The sequence below is a fragment of the Pseudoalteromonas sp. KS88 genome (genome assembly GCF_004766475.1).
GTDB lineage: Bacteria > Pseudomonadota > Gammaproteobacteria > Enterobacterales > Alteromonadaceae > Pseudoalteromonas.
The window spans coordinates 189,559-212,469 of the sequence record NZ_PYHV01000004.1; the positions used below are offsets into that span (position 1 = coordinate 189,559).

Below are 22,911 nucleotides of genomic sequence, written 5' to 3' on the forward strand. Positions count from 1 at the left end.
CTTACAGAAAATTTTTGAGCTTGACATATCAATTAACTGAGAGGTGAAAGTAATGAGGTCGATTAAACAAATAGGACGTAAGCATTCAACGCATGGTCTAAAGCAGGTAGCTAAACATGGATCTGTACTGTTAAGTTGTCTAGCTGGGTTTTATACATCTACTTTATTAGCAAACATCTCAAATGAAATACCTAACAAAATGGCAAATCAACAAGCCAGTGACGTGTCAAAAAGTATCTATATAGATCCTAAATCAACACAGCAAATTGAGAGGATGCAAAACGTAATCGCCTGGCATCAGGAGATTGTTAATCGAGGAGGCTGGCAACAGCTAAACCTCGATGATGTATTAGCGCTAGGAAGTGAAGGTCCTTTTGTAGCCGAGCTGGTTAATAGGCTGGTACTTGGCGGAGATTTAACTGAAGATACCTGCAAAGTTCATATATTTACCAATCCTATAAAAGATATATCGCCGTGTGTGTTTGATATACGCGTTGAAGATGCAGTAAAGCGATTTCAACAACGCCATGGATTATTGGTAGATGGGGTAGTTGGGAAAAAAACTCTCAAGCATTTAAATGTACCCGCTAAAATACGCTATGCGCAGTTGAAGTTAAATTTTCAACGTATGACCGAGTTTCCCGGGCGTACTGATGAAGAATATGTATTAGTAAACATTCCTGAATTTAAATTACGCTACATCAACAAAGGCGACGTGGTTTTAAAAAATCGCGTGGTCGTTGGCAAGCCAAGCTGGAAAACCCCAGCGTTCAGCGATGAAATTGAAAAGTTTGTTGTTAATCCCACATGGCGTATTCCACTGTCAATCGCCACTAGAGAGATTGCTCCTAAAGTAGCGAACGACCCAGACTATTTAGAAAAGAAAAATATTGAAATTAGGGAGCACAGTTACCTAGATAAAAACCTGATAGATCCAGACAAAATTGTATGGGATGAGATTGAACCTTATGATTTTGAACACTTCTTAGTTAAACGTGCAGGAAAAGATAATCCCTTAGGTGAAATCAAATATTTATTTCCTAACGTGAATGCTATTTATATCCATGATACTAAAGCTAAAAACTGGTTTAAAAAACCAAAGCGTGCTGCCTCGCATGGTTGTATTCGTATGGAGCGCCCGTTTTCTTTAGCAAAAGCAATCATTAAACAACATCAACTTGATGGAATTACCCCTAATATTGAGAATGTTAGAACGACAGACAAAACCCGTACATTTCACTTACAAAAACCAGTGCCTATCCATTTGGTTTACTGGACAGCATGGGTAGATGAAAATAATACCGTTAATTTTAGAACTGATATTTATAATCAGGATAAGAATCTTCATTTATTACATTCGACTGAACCAATGATTGCTGCTAATCATTCATTAAATAATATGAACACAGCGCCTTAATAGAAGGAGTATTCGTAATGCAATTTGCATATATTTTTACACTGTTAATTACCACAATTTTATTATCTGCGCAGACGTTTGCAGAATCAAAGGTGACTCATCAGGCCGTGGTAATAAAAAATACAGCAGCACTTCCTGATGCGGAATTTAGCTTGAAAATAGATGACATAGTGGTTCCGTATTCCATCTTTTCTGTGTTTGTATTACCTAATGAGAAAATTGAATTTGAGGTTCTTTATTCGCAATCAGATAGCGGCTATGTTTTAAAAGATATTGATAAAGAGTTTAAGGCAAAGTCTAAAAATCGCTGGCTGTGGCGTGCTCCTCAAGAACCCGGTGCCTATAAACTAATGATTGAATCGGCGAATGGTGATGAGAAAATGCAAATTAACGCATTTGTAAAAGTCCCTTCCGAGCGAGTTGAAGGCGGCAAGCTTAAGTACTTTCACATAGGTCATTATCCCAATGAAGCAGAATTAGAGGGTAAAGAGCACTATATTGTGCCTGATGGGTATATAGAAGTAACCGAAAAAAATAAGAATATGCAAGTGTCTCCTCATTTTAAATTGAAAGAATTTATCAGCAAACAACGCAGTAAGTTTCCTAAATATGTTTACTTAAAGGGTCAGCTATTACTTAAATTAGAAAAAATTCGTAAAGAAATGACCTTAGAAGGTTACCCGGTCTCTAATATGGTGGTGATGAGTGGGTATCGCACACCTTATTACAACAAATCAATTGGCAATGTTAAATTTAGCCGTCATGTATTTGGTGATGCAGCTGACGTTTTTATTGATAATAATGGTAACTACCGCATGGATGATTTGAATAACGATGGTAAATTCACCATTGCGGATGCTGATGTAATGGCGGATGTTGTTGAGTCACTTAGTAAGCGAGATTCATTTAAAGGGTTAATGGGTGGTCTTGGTGTATATGGCCCGAAGTCTCATCGTGGTGCATTTATTCACATTGACACGCGGGGTTTTAAGGCTCGTTGGAGAAAACCTTAAGTTATTACTTAAATACGATTTAACAAGGAAATGTATGTCTATTGGGAAGAGTTTAAAAAAGCAAACACGTAAGTTTATTGACTCTAAACATATGCTCAGCGGGATCACGGTTGCGTCATTCCTAGAATCGACCATTGTGCCGATTCCACTTGAGGCGGTCATGGTGCCACTGATGCAAGCTCGTCGAGATAAGTTGTGGGTAATTGCTTTGATGGCAACAATTGGCTGTATCGCTGGCGCTTTGGTGGGTTACGCGCTGGGCTATTACTTATTTGATTTCATTGGTGATTGGGTTATTAATACATTTTCAAGTCCAGAACAGTTCGAAAATGTTAAACAAAAAATGCAGGAACAAGGCTTTTGGTTTGTGCTGACCTTAGGGATTGTGCCAATTCCATTTCAAATAGCCATGTTAGCAGCTGGAGCGACTAAGTACTCGCTGATGCTGTTTTTGCTGGCGACAACTATCGCTCGCTCAATTCGGTACTTTGCTCTCGCGCTGGTGGTTTATTATGCCGGCGACCAAGCAGAAAAGGTGATTAAAAAACACAAGACGAAAGCTCTCATTTTTGTCACTGGGTTGGTTTTGATCGCATGGTGGTTAAGTACTCTATAAGTCTAGTGTTTATTTGGTAGTTGCTCGCTCATTAGTGTAAAACTAGATTGAATTGAGCGCTGCCAAATAGCTTTAATAGCTTTGTTAAACATGTATAAAAAAAGCAGTGGCATTAAAATGAGTTTCACAACTAACAAAGATAAAAGATTAATGAAGTCTACAAAGAGCGCCTCCACAGACGCAACCATTTCAGTAATCCCCGATGTCACCGCATCAGCTACTTTACTCACCATATTTCCTGTATTGCCTGTTAATTGGTCATTGTAGCGCTGAACCTGTTGTTTTAATTGCTCTGTTTTAGTGTGTAATGCCGCAAGCTGATTATTCAGTTTGGCTTGTTGTTGTTTTAAATCTTGTTGTTGCTTAATAAGTGGCTTAGCCTGCTCTAGTTGTGTCATTGTCAACTTTTGTGTCAGGCTACGATTAGCTTGAATTGCATCAATATCAGCCGTAAGTTGTTTTAATTGTTGTTGGTTATCTTTAACAGTTTTGTTTAATTGGCGTTGTTCAGTGCTGAGCAGTGTTAACTCATCTAATGTTGTTTGTTTTTGGCTAGTAATTTGCGAACGCATATTTGCAGATAATGCTGAGGTGGCATTTGCCTGATCTGTTAGTTTGTCGACCGTTTGACTTACTGCTTTACTTTGCGCATCAATGTCATCATCTAAAAATACTTGGCTTGCAAACCCTGTTGTAATTACCACCAGTGGAATTAAAAAACGCATTAATATGAAGCTTGTTAACACGTTCGTACTTAGTTTTTTTAAGTAACCAAAGTAATCACACATAACATAGCACGCAACGCTTAAGGTAAATAGAGCACTAAAAAGTTCTCCCGAGGCAATGCTAAATAAAATACGCTGTATAAATAAAGAGCCTAGTGCTAAGCGCATCGCATCTGACATGTATTCAGCTAAATCATTAACAGGGTCGAGCAATTGTGCTGGTTGAATACTAGCAATGCCTATGCCTACTTCAGCGGATTGTAATAGCGAGATAATGGCATTTACAGAGCGCGATGAGGCATACAGAATACCTGACTGTAATAATGCTTGATCAATGAAGTCCAGAATAAAGCTCTGGAAATGAGGTAACCAAGCTAGTAAAACTAAACTACTTAGTAGTATGTACTTAATGACTTGGTGTGAAGTAAAAGGCAAGCGAACCTCTAATAATCAAATAGGTGTTATTCACTATAAAGTGAACAACACCTATTGCCAATTATTTATCACCAATGAGTTGTTGCGGAATGTCCCAACTTTGCTGGAGTAATTCATTTTGCCACGTTTGAATAGTGACCCAAAGCTTGTCATTTTGACCAATAGTGACAGGTGCAATTGCATGAGCGTGCTGGCCGTGATCCGTGCCATGCATTATACCTTCGTCACTTTTAGCAAACTCACTCAATGGGAGTGGTGCAGGGCCTATATTCAAGTATGCCTGACGGATATTATTAATTTCACCTTGGTTAAACGCTAGATAAAAATCTTTAACATACTCGTTGTGGTGAGAATATGGCTGTTCCATGTTAAGTGGCATGGGGGCTATTTTAAACCCACCAATGGTTTGTTCTTGCCATAGGTCAGGAAAGGTTGGGTTTAAAGCTTGGTAAATAAATATACAGGGTAAAATCAAAACCAAAGCATTGAGTAAGTATTTTTTTTGTTGCCACCAAGTACTTTGTAAACGCGCCATTAGTTTGCCTCCGCAGTATTGCTGATAATTGCTGAGCTTGTTTTTTTAGCTTTAACTAGTTTTTTTGAGTACATCATAAAGCCTGTAATTGACATGCCACTTAGAATAACACCAAAAATAAACCAAATTACCTTGGTCCAGATACCGCCAAATGTGCCGTAATGCAGAGGGTCTGCAATGTGAGATAATGTTTGTAAGGTGGTCATTGTTTCAGGGCTTTTGCTCGTGGCTATTTCACCTGACCATGGATTCACAGAGGTCGAATATGAGTAACCATCGTAAAAAATTGTATCACCCGCACCCATGATGTTGTACATACCGCGATTGTGTTCAGGCAGCATGATATAAGTAGGAGTAAAATCGCCAAATTTATTTTTAGTCAAGGCAACAGCACTATCTAAACTAATAGGTTGAGTGTTTTTAGAGTTGGGTAATTGAACTTCGCTTACTAAAGGCGCATGCTCTTCAATATCAATTTCGTTATGCCACATAATTGATTGAGCCAAGTACCAAAGCCCAGTTAAACTCATGATGGCCATAAACCAAATTGACCACACACCACTGACCGTGTGCAAATCTTTTAGTAGAGTTTTACGACCTTGGTTGAAGCGAATTTTAGGTTGGACAAAGGCGCGCCAAAAGCTTTTGTAAATAATTAAGCCGGTGATTAATGCCCCTAGAATAACGATTGCCATAGCACTGACTAGGTAATAACCAACACTATAGCCTTCTTGCCAAGGGAAAAATAACCAGCCATGTAACGTCCGCATAAACTCAACGAAGGAAATTGTTTGATTGATAGCCTGCACTTCACCAGTATATTGGTTTACATAAGCAACAGCGTAAGGTTTGTCTGTGTCGGTAAAAATTATCGCGTTAACCAGGTAAGGTTCATAGCTAAGAATGCTCATGACATCGGCGCTAGGATGCTGACTTTTTAAGCTTGCAATCAGTGTGTCTTTTGATTTTTCTGGTAAATTATCTGGGTTTGTGGCTCTTGCAGCAGAGTTTGTCAACCATGTTAACTCGTGGCTAATTACCGATACGGTTCCAGTGACACAAATAAAACAAAATAAAACCCAGATTGGTAGCGAGCACCAACCATGCAACTGAAACCAAAACCGTTGGCTTACCTTTGCCATGTTAACCTCTGTATTGTAAATAGTAAGTATTATCAATTCTTTTTGCGATTGTACTACTAAAGCTTAGAGGAACTCAATTAGCTTTGCTAAATGTTCTTCTTACAGGGGGGAAGTTAGGGTCTGTTGACCTTTGCGGATTGAAATTTGTTCAAAGGAGGGGCGAATTAATCGCGGCGCAAGGTTTGTAACCAAGTGGGTTAAGTCAAAACCGAGCAAAGCTTCCGTGTCCTGCTCACGCCCCTTAGCACCATTTAGGCAACAAAGCGTATATCGCCCTAGATAGAACCCGAAGGGCAGCGCCTGTTTGGTATTGATGCTGCGTTATCGCCTATTTATAGGGAATAACCACACCACATAGACGCTGCCTTGCCTAAATACCAAACAGACTGCTGCAAATTTAACCTTGAGAGAACAACTGACCTAGGGTCTGTTGACCTTTGCGGATTAAAATTTGTTCAAAGAGGGGCGAATTAATCGCGGCGCAAGGTTTGTAACCAAGTGGGTTAAGTCAAAACCGAGCAAAGCTTCCGCGTCCTGCTCACGCCCCTTAGCACCATTTAGGCAACAAAGCGTATATCGCCTTAGATAGAACCCGAAGGGCAGCGCCTGTTTGGTATTGATGCTGCGTTATCGCCTATTTATGGGGAATAACCACACCACATAGGCGCTGCCTTGCCTAAATACCAAACAGACTTCTAAGATTTAACCTAAAAAATCAACAGACTAGTGTTTTGCTATTCTTTATTAAGCGTAACCACTCGTTGCGGAAAGGGTATTTCAATATCAGCGCCTTGAATAGCACTATAAACACCGCCGTTAACAGCAAGTTTTGTTTCAATAATTTTGGTCGTTGGAACCCAATAACGGTAACTGATAGTAACGCCACTTTCGGCAAAGGCTTCTATGCCAACCTGTGAATGTGGGTTATCAGCCACTAAATCATGTTGGTCTAGCACGTTTTCTATTAGGCTAATTGCTTGGTCTGCACTGGCATCATAGGCAATGTCAATTTCGCCTTTTACAAGTGAATAGTTAAATGAGTTATGAAGAATTTCACCGACAATATGTTTATTAGGAATAGTGATCTCTACTTTTTCTTCATTAATAAGCACAGTATGGCCCAGCTCAATGGTTTTAACTTGCCCACTAACATTTTTGACTTCGATTGTGTCGCCAACGATAAAAGGTCTTGTAGCAATAATTGCAAGACCAGCCCCATAATTTGACAGCATGCCTTGCAGTGCTAAACCTGCACCGAGCGATGCAGCACCAATTGCCGCAACAAAAGGGGTAACACTAATACCTATTTTGCCAAGCGCTATAATGATAAACATAATTATCAATAATACTTTAACCACATTACTGACAAAGTTAGTTAAGGTAATATCAATATTGTTACGAGTCATAATGCCCGCAACTACTTTAGACAGTTTTTGCGCTATCCATAATCCAAAAATGAGTATGAGTACCGCACCCACTAACTGCATGCTGTATTTGACCAAATACTCACTGATCATTGTGTAGTATTTTTCAACTTGCTCTATTTCTGTACTGATCATGAAAAGCCTATAAGTAAATAAAATTCAATTAAGTGAGGGAAGTTATCATAGCAGAAGTTGGCTGAGATAAGGATAAAGCCAAGGTACTATAATTGCCGTCAGTAGTGCACTTAATGCCATAGCAACAGACGAAAAAGCACCAATTTGCGGGTGTTTATTCAGTGCAGCAGCTGTTCCAATTGCATGGCACGCAGTTCCGATTGCAACGCCTTGGGCTTGATGATTTAACACGCCACTCCATTGCAAAATAATAAATCCAAAAAGCGCGCCTAGCAAACCAATAAAAATAACCATTGCAGCAGCTAAAGAAGCAATTCCTCCAAGGGAGTCCGTAACCACTAAAGTGATAGGTGTTGTTACTGACAAAGCGGCAACAGAGTGTGCCAGTTCCTTAGGGACAGCAAATACGATACTTAATAGAAAACCGACAACGGTTGCGTTAACAATGCCAACAACACTACTGATGAGAATAAGCAAAGCACTTTTTCGAACATGTAAAAATTGCTTATATAACGGGAGTGCGAGGGCGACAATGGCGGGTTCTAACAACCAGCTCAAAAACTGGGTGTGATAACTAAAAGTTTCATAAGGTATATTAAATAAGATCAGTATTAAGGCTGAAAAAACAATTGCTAAAAATACAGGGTTGGTTAGCGCAATAAAGGTTGTAGACTGGCTCAGTTTATTTAAATGTTTAAGTAACATAAACCCTGTAACCACAGCGGGTATACACAACCACCACAAACTAATCATGCTGCGCTCGCCCTTTGAAGACGGCTATTAGATGGCTAATTAATAGCAGGCTAGTTAAAGGAACTAAAATTAGGCAGGCAACGATAAACTGCCAGTGTAATGAAATTAAGTTTAAATGTTCAATAAAGCCAACACCTGCGGGAATAAAAAATAAAGGCATATAATTCAACAAGGAAGATGCGCTAGGAGTAACATGGTGTTCTTTAATTAAACCAGTGAGCAAAAGCCCTAATAATAAAAGCATACCGAGCAAAGGTGCTGGAAAGCTGCCTTGAGTGAATTGCATGATTACTTTTGCAACTGCGAGGCAGCCTAGAATGATTGCTATACTGAGCAAAAGCTGGGCACTTGCTTTTAGTGAAAGAGTAAAGGCAGACATATCAATGCTCTAAAATATTGGTTTTACTTAAGGAAATAAAACTTAATCATGTTTTGAATTTTTTCACTATGCGACTTTATAGCTAAGCATAGTGAAAGTGTTACCAACGTTTGCTGTTTTGATACTCAATGTTATCGTCACCTTTTGCTTTGGCGATTGCACGTTTGGTATTTTTATTGACCAACAGTCTAATCTGGCTAAATGTTTCTTTGGCGAGTATATGTCGTCGGGGAGTTGCATAGCTTTGCTGAGTAACTCGTTTTATCGCTGCCAGCGTATCGGGAGAACGGCTTGATAAAGTAGTGATCATATTTAGGCACTCTTGCAAAGGGTCATCACAAACTTTAGTGACTAAACCAAGTTGATGTGCTTTTTCTGCATCAATTGGGTTGGCGTGGCTGGCTAACCAAAGCGCCTGGTCACGCTGTAACAAACTTGGCAAAATAACATTTGCACCCATATCAGGACAAAGCCCCCAGCGTGCTTCCATAACGGCTAATTTAGCATTGCTATGAACAAGTCGATAATCAGCGCCTAAGGCTATTTGTAAGCCGCCACCAAAGCAGTTACCTTGAATAATAGCAAAAACGGGTACGCTCAACGATTGCCAACCTAACACAACCTTTTGCGCTAAATTACAATTTCCAGGTAACCATTTAAATAGCAATTGGAGGATATTCATTGGATTTTTCATCACAGAGCTGATATCAAGACCTGCGCAAAAATGCTCCCCTTCACCTTGAATAATGACAGCGCGAACTGATTTATTTTTTTTTATTTTTTTAATAATCTCGTTGAGCTGTTTAAACATAATGAAACTAAGTGCATTTTGTTTTTGCTCTCTAGCAAGTGTTACAAAAGCGGCGTGCTGTTGAATTTCTAATTTAACCATGTCAACTCCTCTGACCTGTTTGGTTAGCTTACGAGTTAATTAGGATGATGTAAAGTCTAGGATATTTGCTGATAAATAAAGCGTATTAAGTGCTTAAATTGTTAACCTAACCTACAAAAAGTAACAAAGTGGTGTATATTTTTAATTGAACAAATTGCTATCTTATCCATCAATATTAGCCGACAAACGTGTAAAGCGTTTACCTGTATTAAAAATAATCATAAACCGTAGTTTAGCTTTAAACTACAAGGAGAATAAAAACATGTTTAAACGCTTAATGCCAAGTATGTTGAGCACATATATGCTGTTGGCTATTAAAGGCACCTTAGCCATTACATTAATTGCGTCGCTAGCTGGTTGCTCTGATGATAATTCAGCTAAACAGGCTGCACCAGCACCGGCTGTGTCAGTGTTTCACGTGATTACTCAAGAAGTGGGTAATTATCGTGAATTTGTTGCTCGTACAGAGGCACATCAAGAAGTTAAAATTCGAGCTCGCGTTGAAGGTGAGTTAATTGAACGCCATTTTGATGAGGGGTCTTATGTTGAAAAAGGCCAATTGTTATTAAAGATAGACCCTTCAGAGTATCAATCGAGTGTGGCACAAATTGAGGCCGATTTAAAAAGTAAAACAGCGGGTGCAAATGGCGCTGAACGTGACTTAAAACGAGGTAAAGAGGTTGCAGCCCAAGGTTTTATTTCTCAGTCAGACTTAGACAAACTCACCACCAACTTCGATCAAGCAACAGCAGCCGTGAAGTCAGCTGAAGCAAGCTTGGAAAAAGCAAAACTTAATCTGAGCTATACCGAAATTAGAGCGCCGTTTGCTGGGCGCATTGGTAAGGTAAATTATGATGTGGGCAACGTTGTTGGGCCTGGCTCAAACGAGCTTGCTGAACTGACCGATGTGGATCCAATCTATGTTAACTTTCAGGTAGAAGAGGCTGACTATATTAGCTATCGTCAAAAGCATCAAAACACAAACGACAACCCTAAAAATGTAGCAATAGACTTAGCGCTTCGTCTACCAAACAACACTAATTTTGAATCTAAAGGTCAACTTGATTTTGCTGACACAAAGATTGATCGCAGTACAGGGACGGTTGAGCTTCGTGCCACATTTGCGAATGAAAAAGCAATTGTTATGCCGGGTTTATTCGTAACACTAATTGTTGAAAGTAAAGATAAACAGGCACATTCACTTATACCGCAAGCTGCAGTGCAAGAAAACCAACAAGGTAAGTTTGTGTTAGTGGTAGGTGATGACAACAAAGTAGCAACACGTATAGTAACACTTGGCAGACGAATTAATGCTATGTGGGTTGTTGAGTCTGGCCTTGAAGAAGGTGAAAGGGTTATTGTTGAGGGTCTTCAAAAAGTGCGCCAAGGCGTTGAAGTTAAAGCTGTTGAGAAAGAAGTCGATCACACAACAGGTACTATTTCAAATAAATCAAACTCAGCGAGTTAAAGGGAGCGCTCATGATAAGTAAAACGTTTATCGCGCGGCCCAAATTTGCCTTAGTGATATCGATTGTGATTACACTGGCAGGTTTGATTTCTGTTGGCTTGTTGCCAGTTAATATGTACCCAGAAATTACGCCACCGCAAATACAGATCACCGCCGTTTATCCAGGCGCTAGCGCGCAAGTTGTTGAAGAGTCGGTTATTAGACCCATTGAAGAGCAAGTCAATGGTGTTGAGGACATGATGTATGTTGAGTCCAGCGCTAGTAATAATGGCACAGCAGTTATTACTGTATACTTTAAAGTGGGTACCGACACCGATATTGCTCAAGTTAATGTTCAAAATAGGGTGGCATTAGCCGAACCAGGATTACCTACTGAAGTGTCACGTCAAGGTGTTTCTGTAAAGAAAAAGTCGAGCGCAATGTTGCTTGGTATTAACCTTTATTCTGATAAAGAAAATATAGACGCAATATTCTTAAGTAATTACGCTACGAATTATTTAACCGAGCCTCTAGGGCGCATTAATGGTGTTGCATCAGCAGAAGTAATGGGTGAGCAAACTTACTCTATGCGCTTATGGTTGCGACCCGATAAAATGGCTTCTCTTGGATTAACAGTAACAGAGATTAAAGCAGCACTACAGGAACAAAACACCATCGTCGCAGCCGGTAAACTGGGCGCTGCGCCATCACTGCCCAGTCAGCAATTCGAATATTCAATTCAAGCAAAAGGCCGCTTAAAAACACCTGAAGAGTTTGGTCAAACGATTATACGAGCAAATCAAAACGGGAACTTTGTTCGGTTAAATGATGTTGCCCGTATTGAACTTGGCTCGGCCAGTTACGGTACAACGGCAAAATTGAACCAACAAGACACCGCTTTTTTGGTTATTTATCAACTATCAGATGCCAATGCGACACAGGTAGCTAAAGATGTTAAGACGACGATGGCTGAACTTGCTAAGCAGTTACCAGACGGCGTCAAATATTCTATTCCTTATGATACAACTGAATTTATCAATCGCTCTATTGAAGAAGTTGTTGTTACTTTATTTCAAGCCGTTGGTTTGGTTGTGCTTGTGGTGTTTTTGTTTTTACAAAATTGGCGCGCGACATTAATTCCAACAATTGCTATCCCAGTGTCATTAGTGGGTACTTTTGCATTTATGATGGCGATGGACTACTCAATCAATTTAATTACTTTATTTGGCTTAGTTTTAGCGATTGGTATTGTGGTAGACGATGCAATTATTGTTATTGAAAACGTAGAGCGAATTTTAAAGGAAGAAAAGCTGCCAATTAAAGAAGCTGTTACAAAGGCAATGGCGCAAGTGACAGGGCCTATTATTGCCACTACCTTAGTACTACTCGCTGTGTTTGTTCCTGTAGGATTTATGCCAGGGATAACGGGTGAGCTATATAAACAGTTTTCTGTAACAATCTCATTTGCGGTCATAATTTCTTCTGTGAATGCACTGACCTTGAGTCCAGCATTGTGCACTTTATTGCTTAATGAAAAAGCGATGCAACCAATAAAGTGGTTAGCACCTGTTGAGCATAGCATCACAAAATCAACTTCCGCTTACAGTAAGGTTATTCACTTTATTCTCAAGCGCGTAGGGCGTATGAGTTTGTTTGCTATTGTTATATTTGTTGCCGCTGCATGGCTCGCTAAAAGTGTGCCGACAGGCTTTGTACCAGCAGAAGATCAGGGCTTTGTATTTGTTGATGTTCAATTACCAGATGCCGCTGCTTCAGGGCGTACAGAAGAGGTGATGAAGAAGATTGGCGAAGTAATTAAAAATGAACCCACTGCAACCGATTTTATTGCGGTATCAGGCTTTTCATTAATTGGTGGAGCTGGCTCGAACAATGCACTTGGTATTGTAATTTTAAAAGACTGGGAGGAGAGAACGACACCAGAACTTGGTTTAAAAGCAACGATTGGCCGTTTGATGGGGCAATTATGGGCGATGCCAGATGCCCAAATAATGGTATTTAACCCGCCACCAATTCCAGGGCTTGGCAATAGTTCAGGTTTTGAATTCCGTCTACAAGATAGTGAAGGACGTGACCCTAACGAATTAGCACAAGTGCTTAATGGTCTAATTTATGAGGCTAATCAACACCCTAGCTTATCAAATGTATACAGTACGTTCCGTGCAAATGTGCCACAATACTTCTTAGAGGTTGATAGAAATAAAGCGAAGGCACAGGGCGTTGCACTGAGTGATATATTTATTACCTTACAGGCTCAATTAGGGTCACTGTATATTAATGATTTTAATCAGTTTAGCCGAACTTACAAAGTAATCATGCAGGCTGAAAGTGAGTTTAGGAAAAACCCCAGTGATCTACAGCATTACTTCGTCCGCAACGATCAAGGTGATATGGTTCCGCTGACTACGTTGGCTAAATTAGAGCCTATCCTTGGTCCTACCACATTGAACCATTTTAACTTGTACAGAAGTGCCAGTATTAGTGGCCAAGCAGCAACTGGGTTTTCCAGTGGTGATGCCATTGCGGCTATGGAAGAGCTTGCAGCGCAATTACCAAATGGTTATATATTTGAATGGGCAGGACAGTCAAAGCAAGAGATTGAAGCGGGGAATATGGCGCCAATTTTATTTGGTTTAGCGGTTATTTTTGTCTACTTGTTTCTCGTGGCACAGTATGAAAGTTGGACTATTCCGTTTTCGGTTATCGCTGCTATACCGCTGGCTATGTTTGGTGCAATGCTTGCGTTATATGTACTGGGGATGGAAAACAATATTTATGCCCAAGTTGGCTTAGTGCTCTTAATTGGTATGTCGACCAAGACAGCCATTTTAATTGTGGAATTTGCGATGGAAGAGCGCCTCGCTGGCAAGAGTATTTTTGAGGCTGCGCTAAGTGCGGCAACAATGCGATTTAGAGCTGTATTGATGACGGCATTTTCATTTGTATTGGGTGTATTGCCACTGGTTTTCGCAACGGGGGCTGGCGCAGGTAGTCGAGTATCGTTGGGTATTACTGTTTTAGCAGGCATGTTAGCTGCCACGATATTTGGTACATTATTAGTCCCGCTGTTTTATAGTTTGGTACAAACCATGCGAGAGAAAGTCAAAGGCACTGCTAATACTTAAAACTTAAAAAGACGCTATTTAAAAAAGTCAGGGAAACCTGGCTTTTTTTTGGCAAAAATTTTTTTAGGTTTGATACTATAAGGCAATTGATAATGTTGAAGGGTCCACTGTAATGACTGGTCCACGTTTATACAGCGAAGAAGAAGTAACACATCAAGCATATGATATCTTTTTAGAGTTAGCACCAGATAACTTAAGCGAACAAGATATTGAAGATTTTAATATGCACCGTGAAGAGCTTGGCTTTATTGAAGAAGGTGAGCCAGATGAGCAATGGCAAGATTTTGTTGCGCTTGAGATTGAACCGGAGCACTTTTTACAGGTATTAGTCGGTTTGGAGTTTGAGAACCAAGATATTCTATTTGCCAAAATTTTAATTAGTCGCGATAAAGATGCCCCTTTTTGCCACATTTTATGGAAGGATAGCGAATAATCAGATGATCAATTTAGTACACCAAATAGTTAATTTCCTTACCATGTTAGTGGGTAAATAGTGAATCGTTTTATTCTGTTACTCTGCGTATTCGTCAGTTTAAAAAGCTGGGCAGTCGATCCATTTGAAGACTTCCATGAGTATGGACAACTATCAGAAGAGGAAATACATAAAATTCACCAAGGTGAATTACTTTATGGTGATACTGAATTTGGTTTTATTGTCAGCAGTGGTAATACAAATTCGACCAGCTTTAAACTTAAAGGCAATTTATATCAAGACCTCGAAAATTGGCGCAATCAATTTAAAATAGACACGCTTTATAAACGTGATGAAAATGAGGCAACAGGTGAGAATGAAGTTTCTGCTAATCGTATCTTTATATCTGCTCAGGGAAACTACAAGGTAGGTGTCAAAGATGCATCATTCTTTATTTATGGCGATTATGAAAACGATGAGTTTAGTGGCCTTGCATTTAAAAGCACATTAGCAACAGGTTACGGTAATCGTTTATATGAGGGTGAAAAAAACCAAGTCGATTTTGATATTGGGCCGGGCTTATATCGCTCAGTTGCAGATAGCGAGACCGAGCTTGAAGAGGGGGAAGATGCCACGAAAACAGGTTATCTTTTACGTCTAGCCCTTCAGTGGGAACGCACGGTATCTAAACGCACACGCTTTAACCAGGATGTAAGTATTGAGCAGTCTTTATCCGGGCTCAATTCACGTTTAAAATCTGAAACATCATTGATCAGTCAGCTTATGGGTGACATGTCTTTAAAGTTTACTTACTTATATCGCTATAACTCAAAACCTGAAGACGATAAACTCAAATACGATTCAGAGCTTAGCGCGACTTTGGTTTATAGTTTTTAACTCCTATTGAGATTTTTATGTATAAAAATAAGCAGTATGCATTATTCATTTTTGCGGTCCTTGCTTGGATTGGCAGTTTTGTTGGACTTGCTTGGTATTTAATTGGCGCAGATATGCCTTTAATGGTGTTTGCTGGCATATTAATTCTGGTTGGTTATGTATTCCATGGCTTGACCATTAAAGTGGATCACACATCTATTAGCTGGGGTTTTGGTCCTGGTCTATTTGGAGATACTTTATTGTTGCAGGATATTGTGGAAGCGAAAGCTGTGGAAAATTCATTTCGCCATGGTATAGGCTTACGCATAACTCATGACGGTTGGATTTATACTGTGTCAGGGTTTAGTGCGGTGCAGTTAACAATGAAAGACGGTAGTCAGTACAGGTTAGGTACAAATGACCAAGCGGGATTACTTGCTGCATTAGATGGTAAGATTTGTCCGTTAGAAGCAACTGAGGCTGCTTAAAACTGCCCAAAAAAAGCGCCTTAGGCGCTTTTTTTGTAACGACCTAAACTCAAGTTATTTAGTGCTCGTGGCCACAGCCGCCTTCACCATGAACATGGCCGTGAGCAAGCTCATCAGCGCTAGCATCACGGACTTCAAGAACTTCTACATCAAATTTCAAAGTAACGCCAGCAAGCGGGTTATTTCCATCAACAATCACTTCATCTTCTTGGATATCAATAATCATAACTGATTGATCACCATCATCAGTCGTTGCTCTGAACTGCATGCCAACTTCAATTTCCATGCCTTCAAACATAGACTTAGGCACAGCTTGCATTAATTCATCATGGCGCTCACCATAACCATTTTCAGGTTCAACAGTTACGCTTAATGTATCGCCTGCCTGCTTGCCTTGCAGCGCATCTTCTAGACCTGGAATCAAATAACCAGTTCCAATGATAAACACGAGTGGCTCGCCATCAAAAGAATTATCGATAGAGTTATTGTCATTATCCGTCACGGAGTAATGCATTTTTACCACTTTATTTTCTGCAATGATCATAGTCATTCCTATTTATTCGTCTTCAAGAGAGTAAGGCAGGACTTGAATGTTCAGCCCTACTTGTGGAGCATGTTTTACACGCAGTGATTGACTAGGTTCACTGTCGTTTGGCAACACAACAAGGCCATAAAAAGTACCTGATTCTTTATTGTATGCTTGCGCTATGATTTTTCCAGCTCGACGCCAGTTTTCGCCGATTTGGGTTTCTACATCTAATTCTTCAAATATGCCATCGCTTTTACCTGATACGATAAACATAGCGCGTTTATTTTTGCCTAAATACTTCATGCGAGCGACAGTTTCTTGACCTGTGTAGCAGCCTTTACGAAAGCTAATGCCACCAATCGCTTGTAAGTTAACCATTTGTGGTACATATTCACCTATAGCTTCATTGTTTAGCTGCGGCTCGCCAGTTAAAATTGAATGCTGTTGCCATAGTGCATCGTCCTCTAAACGGGTAACCGTCTCAGGTAATTTAAAGCCATCATTGAGCATAAGTAATAAGCGGTTTTCTGCTAGCTTAAGTGCTTTTCCTCCAGCAAAATCACAGGCAGTGATTTGCTCTGAAAAATCAAGCCCTAATTGCTCCTCTACTGAGCTTAAATCTTCTGCGATTAAACCGACCAATTGGTTTGCAGATAACTCAATATCTACCTTTGAAAAGACAGCATATTTCTTAAGTTCACCTAATGATTGTTCAATTTCTGGTTCAGAGGCAACAAGAAAGTAACTATCTTTAAATGCAAATAATTTAGCGACACTCCACAGTTTGCCTTTTGCATTACAGTGACCGGCCCAAAGAAAGTTATCTTGCTTAAGTATATTTATATCTTGGGTGATTTGGCCATGGAGATAGGCGAGTTTATCTATACCACTTATGCTGATCAGCTTGTGTGATAATGGGCATGCATATACAGTCGACATAAAAACCTGCTTTGCGAGAAATTTAGGTACTTATAATAACGTAGATGCTTCGATGGGTATATACTCAGGCCGCCTCAAGATGCGAGTTTCAGTTGGAATTAAAAGCGATTTAGGCAAGGCATTGATTGCAGGTAATAGTGGTTCTATTGTTAATATCAATAACGCAGAATAAATCGCTTTTAAACCAACCCTTTGGGGGGTTAATAGACACTTACTTTCATCGTTGTTACTTCTTAAAAGGGACTGCTATTGTTGCAAAGTAACGCCTTGATGTTAAGCCCCTATGAAATGCTGAATTCTGTATCTTTAGGTGGTTTGGGTGTAGATGCACTAAATGATAAATCAATACATTAGAAATTATTTCACGCAAAGATATGAAGTATTATTTAAAGCTGTTTATTCATAGGCATTTTGTTAAACTCAGTAACAACTAAGTACGAGGTAAAAAATGACTGAAATTCATAGTAAAGCACGTATTCGTTGGGCTTGTCGTCGCGGGATGTTAGAGCTTGATGTATTGTTTATGCCATTTGTTGAAGAAGCGTTTGATTCATTGTCAGCAAAGCAACAAGCAGTGTTTCAACGTTTATTAGAAGCGGATGATCCCGACTTATTTGCTTGGTTCATGGGCCATCAACCTTGCAAAGACGCTGAACTAAACGAGATGGTGCAGCTTATTTTAAATCGAGTTCGTGTATAGATTTTGTGTTACAAATAATAAAGCAGATCATAAAGCATTTGTGGTCTGTTTTGGTTTATTTGCGTGTTGTTTCAGTGCCTTTTTAACCACACTGTTTGCTCAAGTTTTGACTTTATGTTTGAGTTTACTAGTTGGGTTGTTTTGTTGGCGATGGTATACGCATCAACATCCGATAAAAGGTACGTTGATTATTGATTCTCCACACTGTCACTTTGTGAATTCAGAAAAAGAAATCACGGGTAAGATAGGCTGCAAAAGTAGAGCGTATCAGCATAGTGTTTGGTTGAACATTATTGGACTAAGTCGCACCCATTGGCTAATTATTAATGCTAATGGGTGCGATGAGCAAAGTTTTACCCGCCTAAAGCGAGCTGTATTGATTAGTTCTGCTGATGTGTCGGTGTCAAAATAGTTGGTTTAGGGTTGTTATCTTTATCTGGGTAATCAATGGTGTAGTGAAGGCCTCGACTTTCTTTTCGCTGCATTGCACTGCGAATAATAAGCTCCGCTACTTGCACTAAGTTACGTAATTCCAGTAAGTTATTAGAAACTCTAAAGTTTGCATAATACTCAAGAATTTCTTGTTGTAATAACTCAACACGATGAAGAGCTCGCTCTAAACGTTTTGTTGAGCGCACAATACCAACATAATCCCACATAAAAAGTCGTAACTCATGCCAGTTATGTGTAATTACGACCTCTTCATCCGAATTAGACACTCTGCTTTCATCCCATACTGGCAATGCTTGTTGTTCAGGGCTTTGATTAATTTTTGCTAGTATATCTTTGGCTGCTGCATGGGCAAAAACAATGCATTCAAGCAGTGAGTTGCTCGCCATGCGATTTGCACCGTGCAAACCAGTATAAGCGACTTCACCAATAGCATATAAGTTATCCAGATCTGTTTTGCCATTAAAGTCAGTCATCACGCCACCGCATGTGTAATGTGCTGCAGGTACAACCGGTATTGGTTCTTTCGTAATGTCTAAACCTACACTTAAGCATTTTGCATATATAGTGGGAAAGTGCTCAATGATAAAGTCTTTTTCTTTATGGCTAATGTCTAAGTAAACACAGTTAGCACCTAAGCGTTTCATTTCAAAGTCTATTGCGCGAGCAACGATGTCGCGCGGTGCAAGTTCTTCTCTTTCATCAAAGTCTTTCATAAAACGTGTACCATCGGGGCGCTTTAAATATGCCCCTTCTCCACGCATTGCTTCAGTAATTAAGAAGTTTTGTAGTTCTGGATGATACAGGCTTGTTGGGTGAAATTGGTTAAACTCCATATTTGCTACACGGCATCCTGCGCGCCAAGCCATAGCGATGCCATCACCACTTGATACATCAGGATTTGATGTGTACAAGTACACTTTACTTGCGCCACCAGTGGCTAATGCAACAAATTTTGCAGCAACTGTCTCTACACGTTTTGCTTGGCGGTTCCACATATATATACCGTGGATATGTTGCCCTTGTCGGCCTAATTTTTTGTCACCAATTAAATCTATTGCATTGTATTGTTCTAAAATTGTTATATTGGGGTGGGCTTGGACTTGGCTAATAAGAGTTGTTTGTACAGCACGGCCTGTAGCATCTGCGGCATGTAAAATACGTCGATGGCTATGTCCACCTTCACGGGTTAAGTGAAAACGTTCTTTGCCTTGACTATCAAACTCCATATCAAATGGAACACCTTGTTCAATTAACCATTGTAGGCAATCTTGTGCATTACTTGCTGTGTAATGCACCACTTCGCGCTCACATAAGCCGCCACCTGCATCTAATGTATCTTGAACGTGTGATTCAATGCTGTCATTTTTTTTATCAAAAACGGCGGCAATACCCCCTTGGGCATAAAGGGTTGAACCTTCCTTTAATTCACCCTTACTAATAACGATAACGTTGCAGTGATTAGCTAGCGATAAAGCTAATGAAAGTCCAGCCGCGCCGCTTCCAATAATAGCAACATCTGTGGTGTGGTGTTTATTTTGGTTCATGTCCGTGGTCTTTGCGGTTACAATGCCCGAGATACTAATTTATGAAATTGGTACGAGCAATCAATATTATTGTATATGCGTATATGTATCATATTTTAGGGCGACACAATTAGTCATTTTAAGCCCTCGTCTACATATTTATGAGCTATTTTATAAAAAAATAATATTAAATGAACTTTTTATTCACCCCCCAGTCAGAGTATTTGTGAACAATGACTAAGATATGAATAACAAGTAATAATTAGATATAGGAGTACCGGCTCGAATGAGCGAGCAGGATTTGGATTTAGCGCTGGTAAAAAGAGTTCAGCAAGGCGATAAGAATGCCTTCAACTTATTAGTAAAGAAGTATCAGAATAAAATAGCCGGATTGATATCACGTTATGTATCTAATCATGGTGACATTGCTGATGTTGCACAAGAAGCGTTTATTAAAGCTTATCGTGCACTTCCGAACTTTCGTGGAGACAGTGCTTTTTATACTTGGTTATACCGTATCGCAGTTAATTGTGCTAAAAATTATTTAGTGGCTCAAGGCCGCAAACCGCCAGCAAATGATGTTGATGCTGAGGATGCAGAATTTTATGAAGGTGCTGATGCGTTACGCTCAAATGCATCTCCAGAAAATTTGTTACTCAGTGACGAAGTTCGTGCTGTAATTTTTAACACAATTGATAGTTTGCCTGAAGATCTTAAAACCGCGATCACCTTACGAGAAATCGAAGGGATGAGCTATGAAGAAATAGCCGTGGTTATGGATTGCCCTGTAGGTACGGTGCGTTCGCGCATATTTCGTGCCCGAGAGGCAATTGATAACAAAATAAACCCATTAATAGGCGAGTCTTAAATATGACAAAAGCACACGTTAACAAGTTGGATGATCAAGACCTATCCGCGTTACTTGACGGCGAAGAGTTTTTAACCGATCAGGAAATTGCTGCTAAAGAGTCTGCAACACTAGGGCGTTATGCTTTGATTGGCGATGTTATGCGTGCTGAGTCTGAAGATGACTTTGTTTTAGATATTAGTGATAGCGTTGCCAAGGCACTTGAAAGCGAACCCGTATATGCTGATTTCAGCCAAAAACAAAACACTGAGCAAACAACCCAGGCCAGCGATAATGTCGTTGCTTTTAACTGGCGTAGACCTGTTGCACAGTTAGCAATTGCTGCAAGTGTTGCAATGTTTGCTATTGTAGGGGTTCAGACATTGCCACAAGGTGATGATTCACCAATGAATGAAATACCGATGTTGCAAAGCACGCCTCTAACAGGAGTTGCGTCGCCAGTGAGTTACTCGTCGGAGCCTGCACTTGAAAATGCAGAAAAAGGATTTCGTGAGTTACAGCAACAACGTATTGGAGCTCTTGTATTAGAGCATCAGCGTCAAGCACGCGTTGCATATTCATTAGAAAAGGCTCAAACTAAGGCGCAAGCCGAAGAGGAAAAAAAATAAGTAGATGAAATTCATTACCTTTATTTTATCGCTGGCATTAATAGCTCCTGCCTATTCTAGTGATGAAAAATCAGCAAAAGAGCTTTTGCTCAATATGGCTGAAGCCGTTCATAACCGCAACTTTGATGCATCATTTGTTGTTGTTAAGGGCAAATCTATGGAGCCCTATCGTTGGCTCCATGCAAAACAAGGTGAAACCGAGTTAGAGCACTTAAGTTTACTAAACGGTGCTGGCCTTGAAATAATTAGAATTGATGATCAGGTAACCTATTTCGAACCCCAATCAGCTCCTTATTCTATTGCCACAGATTCAATTGCAGGGCCAATACCTGAGGTTCTTTTTAAAAACATAGAGCGTTTAAATCAAGAATATGATTTTGTATTAGGTGGTAAAGGGCGCATTGCAGGCAGACCAGCACAACTCGTACGTATTGAGTCAAAAGATGAGTATAAATTTAACTATTGGCTTTGGATAGATGCGGAGTCATCGCTGATTCTAAAGTCAGCCTATGTGAATCACAATGGTGACATGCTCGAGCAACTACAGCTAACACATATTAGTGTGACAGAAGAGCCAGCACCTTTGTTACTTGAAATGCTTAACAAAGAGTTTCCAACACCGCTACCTAGTGATGCAATAGCACAAAAAACTGACAATTTAGCGAGTAACAATTGGCAAATAGGCTGGTTGCCCGACGGCTTTAGCTTATTAAAATCAGACAGGCATAAGCTTGATTTAAATAATGAGTTAACCGATTACTATCTGTATTCCGATGGTTTTGTAGAAGTGTCTGTATTTGTGCAGCGTCCGTTGCCAGGACGCAGACCAAGCGGTGCGTTATCATCAGGCGCTACAACTATTTATGTTCACAATGCTGGCAGTTTCGATGTGTCGGTGGTGGGTAATATCCCAGCGTCAACAGCCAAAACTATCGCAGAGTCTGTGGCAAGGCCCCTATAATTCAACATGATTGAACAAACCCTTACAGTGGTGTCTATTAAAGGCACCACTGCTAATTTAGAAGCTCAACAAAAAAAAGCATGTGAAGGATGCAATGGGCGCTGTGGTTCTCAAGTATTTGGTAAGCTTTTCGGCACTGCTAAAAAAACATTCCCATATAAGTTTGATACGCCCGTTGAGGTTGGTCAAAAAGTAACCTTAGCATTAGATGACAGCCATATGGTTAAGCATGCTTTTGCTGTTTACATGCTGCCTTTACTTTTAAGCCTTATATTTGCACTTGTTGCTAGTGAAATATTCGATGTTGCTGAGTGGATACAAATATTAGCCGCTGTTGTAGGTGGTTTTACAGGCTTTAGAATTGCTAAAAGTCGTGTTAAAAGCCTTAAGCACGATATAAAAGTAATAAAAATTCACCCAATTAGCCTTCCTTTAACTCAAATAGATGGTGATTGAGGCCAATTAAATGTAAAATTGCGCCTTTATACACTTATTCCA

General features: G+C 39.8%; 23 protein-coding genes. 13 read left to right on the top strand and 10 right to left on the bottom strand.

Going from position 1 to position 22,911, the window contains the following annotated elements:
- The first annotated feature begins 52 nt into the window (after positions 1 to 52).
- From C7Y70_RS02065 to C7Y70_RS02075, 3 genes are read left to right on the top strand one after another with little or no spacing between them, the layout of a single operon-like run.
- On the top strand, positions 53 to 1,417 hold the full coding sequence (locus tag C7Y70_RS02065) for a L,D-transpeptidase family protein (RefSeq protein ID WP_135473202.1): 1,365 nt from the start codon (positions 53 to 55) through the stop codon (positions 1,415 to 1,417).
- A 17-nt stretch (positions 1,418 to 1,434) separates the two neighbouring features.
- On the top strand, positions 1,435 to 2,430 hold the full coding sequence (locus C7Y70_RS02070) for a D-Ala-D-Ala carboxypeptidase family metallohydrolase (RefSeq protein ID WP_135473203.1): 996 nt from the start codon (positions 1,435 to 1,437) through the stop codon (positions 2,428 to 2,430).
- A 34-nt stretch (positions 2,431 to 2,464) separates the two neighbouring features.
- The gene (locus C7Y70_RS02075; protein WP_135473204.1) at positions 2,465 to 3,046 is read left to right on the top strand and encodes a VTT domain-containing protein; all 582 of its coding nucleotides are present in this window, start codon (positions 2,465 to 2,467) and stop codon (positions 3,044 to 3,046) included.
- Between the two features lie 2 nt (positions 3,047 to 3,048).
- Here C7Y70_RS02075 and C7Y70_RS02080 read toward each other — a convergent pair whose 3' ends face one another.
- The 7 genes from C7Y70_RS02080 to C7Y70_RS02110 form a co-directional block, all read right to left on the bottom strand.
- On the bottom strand, positions 3,049 to 4,206 hold the full coding sequence (locus C7Y70_RS02080) for a hypothetical protein (RefSeq protein WP_135473205.1): 1,158 nt from the start codon (positions 4,204 to 4,206) through the stop codon (positions 3,049 to 3,051).
- Between the two features lie 61 nt (positions 4,207 to 4,267).
- Positions 4,268 to 4,741: a hypothetical protein gene (locus C7Y70_RS02085; RefSeq protein ID WP_099296582.1), complete on the bottom strand. Its 474-nt coding sequence runs from the start codon at positions 4,739 to 4,741 to the stop codon at positions 4,268 to 4,270.
- Positions 4,741 to 5,883 (bottom strand): PepSY-associated TM helix domain-containing protein, encoded by a 1,143-nt coding sequence (locus tag C7Y70_RS02090; protein WP_135473206.1) that lies wholly within the window; start codon positions 5,881 to 5,883, stop codon positions 4,741 to 4,743. The genes C7Y70_RS02085 and C7Y70_RS02090 overlap by 1 nt, the downstream gene beginning before the upstream one ends.
- A gap of 734 nt (positions 5,884 to 6,617) precedes the next feature.
- Entirely contained in the window at positions 6,618 to 7,442 is an 825-nt protein-coding gene (locus tag C7Y70_RS02095; RefSeq protein ID WP_135473207.1) for a mechanosensitive ion channel family protein, read from the bottom strand.
- Positions 7,443 to 7,487: 45 nt separating this feature from the next.
- Complete coding sequence (locus C7Y70_RS02100; protein ID WP_135473208.1) at positions 7,488 to 8,195, bottom strand: LrgB family protein; 708 nt, start codon at positions 8,193 to 8,195, stop codon at positions 7,488 to 7,490.
- A complete protein-coding gene (locus C7Y70_RS02105) occupies positions 8,188 to 8,574 on the bottom strand; it encodes a CidA/LrgA family protein (RefSeq protein WP_135473209.1) in 387 nt (128 codons plus the stop codon). Before C7Y70_RS02105 ends, C7Y70_RS02100 begins: the two co-directional genes overlap by 8 nt.
- A gap of 100 nt (positions 8,575 to 8,674) precedes the next feature.
- Positions 8,675 to 9,466, bottom strand: a complete 792-nt coding sequence (locus tag C7Y70_RS02110) for a crotonase/enoyl-CoA hydratase family protein (protein ID WP_135473210.1) — start codon at positions 9,464 to 9,466, stop codon at positions 8,675 to 8,677.
- A 262-nt stretch (positions 9,467 to 9,728) separates the two neighbouring features.
- On the opposite strand from C7Y70_RS02110, the gene C7Y70_RS02115 reads away from it, so the two are divergent.
- From C7Y70_RS02115 to C7Y70_RS02135, 5 genes are all read left to right on the top strand, one after another.
- Positions 9,729 to 10,934 carry an efflux RND transporter periplasmic adaptor subunit gene (locus C7Y70_RS02115; protein WP_245321326.1) on the top strand — a complete coding sequence of 402 codons (1,206 nt, stop codon included), beginning with the start codon at positions 9,729 to 9,731 and terminating at the stop codon, positions 10,932 to 10,934.
- A gap of 11 nt (positions 10,935 to 10,945) precedes the next feature.
- Complete coding sequence (locus C7Y70_RS02120) at positions 10,946 to 14,056, top strand: multidrug efflux RND transporter permease subunit (RefSeq protein WP_099296588.1); 3,111 nt, start codon at positions 10,946 to 10,948, stop codon at positions 14,054 to 14,056.
- A gap of 112 nt (positions 14,057 to 14,168) precedes the next feature.
- Positions 14,169 to 14,489 carry an HI1450 family dsDNA-mimic protein gene (locus tag C7Y70_RS02125; RefSeq protein WP_099296589.1) on the top strand — a complete coding sequence of 107 codons (321 nt, stop codon included), beginning with the start codon at positions 14,169 to 14,171 and terminating at the stop codon, positions 14,487 to 14,489.
- A 60-nt stretch (positions 14,490 to 14,549) separates the two neighbouring features.
- Positions 14,550 to 15,365: a DUF481 domain-containing protein gene (locus tag C7Y70_RS02130; protein ID WP_099296590.1), complete on the top strand. Its 816-nt coding sequence runs from the start codon at positions 14,550 to 14,552 to the stop codon at positions 15,363 to 15,365.
- Positions 15,366 to 15,382: 17 nt separating this feature from the next.
- Positions 15,383 to 15,832, top strand: a complete 450-nt coding sequence (locus C7Y70_RS02135) for a hypothetical protein (protein WP_099296591.1) — start codon at positions 15,383 to 15,385, stop codon at positions 15,830 to 15,832.
- A 58-nt stretch (positions 15,833 to 15,890) separates the two neighbouring features.
- On the opposite strand, the gene C7Y70_RS02140 is transcribed toward C7Y70_RS02135, so the two are convergent.
- Together C7Y70_RS02140 and C7Y70_RS02145 are read right to left on the bottom strand one after the other, a co-directional pair.
- Positions 15,891 to 16,376 carry a peptidylprolyl isomerase gene (locus C7Y70_RS02140; protein ID WP_099296592.1) on the bottom strand — a complete coding sequence of 162 codons (486 nt, stop codon included), beginning with the start codon at positions 16,374 to 16,376 and terminating at the stop codon, positions 15,891 to 15,893.
- Positions 16,377 to 16,388: 12 nt separating this feature from the next.
- Positions 16,389 to 17,300 carry a transcriptional regulator gene (locus C7Y70_RS02145; RefSeq protein ID WP_135473211.1) on the bottom strand — a complete coding sequence of 304 codons (912 nt, stop codon included), beginning with the start codon at positions 17,298 to 17,300 and terminating at the stop codon, positions 16,389 to 16,391.
- Between the two features lie 448 nt (positions 17,301 to 17,748).
- On the opposite strand from C7Y70_RS02145, the gene C7Y70_RS02150 reads away from it, so the two are divergent.
- Positions 17,749 to 18,000, top strand: coding sequence for a succinate dehydrogenase assembly factor 2 (locus C7Y70_RS02150; RefSeq protein ID WP_099296594.1), 252 nt, complete (start codon positions 17,749 to 17,751; stop codon positions 17,998 to 18,000).
- Positions 18,001 to 18,380: 380 nt separating this feature from the next.
- Here C7Y70_RS02150 and nadB read toward each other — a convergent pair whose 3' ends face one another.
- Entirely contained in the window at positions 18,381 to 19,997 is a 1,617-nt protein-coding gene (nadB, locus tag C7Y70_RS02155) for an L-aspartate oxidase (RefSeq protein ID WP_099296596.1), read from the bottom strand.
- A 265-nt stretch (positions 19,998 to 20,262) separates the two neighbouring features.
- Here nadB and rpoE point away from each other — a divergent pair, with 265 nt between their 5' ends.
- Genes rpoE through C7Y70_RS02175 form a run of 4 tightly spaced genes read left to right on the top strand, consistent with a single transcriptional unit; the run spans position 20,263 to position 22,869 of the window.
- Complete coding sequence (gene rpoE / locus C7Y70_RS02160; protein WP_058560042.1) at positions 20,263 to 20,844, top strand: RNA polymerase sigma factor RpoE; 582 nt, start codon at positions 20,263 to 20,265, stop codon at positions 20,842 to 20,844.
- Between the two features lie 2 nt (positions 20,845 to 20,846).
- Entirely contained in the window at positions 20,847 to 21,452 is a 606-nt protein-coding gene (locus C7Y70_RS02165; protein WP_099296597.1) for an RseA family anti-sigma factor, read from the top strand.
- 4 nt (positions 21,453 to 21,456) lie between these two features.
- Positions 21,457 to 22,413 carry a MucB/RseB C-terminal domain-containing protein gene (locus tag C7Y70_RS02170; protein ID WP_099296598.1) on the top strand — a complete coding sequence of 319 codons (957 nt, stop codon included), beginning with the start codon at positions 21,457 to 21,459 and terminating at the stop codon, positions 22,411 to 22,413.
- 6 nt (positions 22,414 to 22,419) lie between these two features.
- Positions 22,420 to 22,869: a SoxR reducing system RseC family protein gene (locus tag C7Y70_RS02175; RefSeq protein WP_135473212.1), complete on the top strand. Its 450-nt coding sequence runs from the start codon at positions 22,420 to 22,422 to the stop codon at positions 22,867 to 22,869.
- Positions 22,870 to 22,911: the final 42 nt, after the last annotated feature.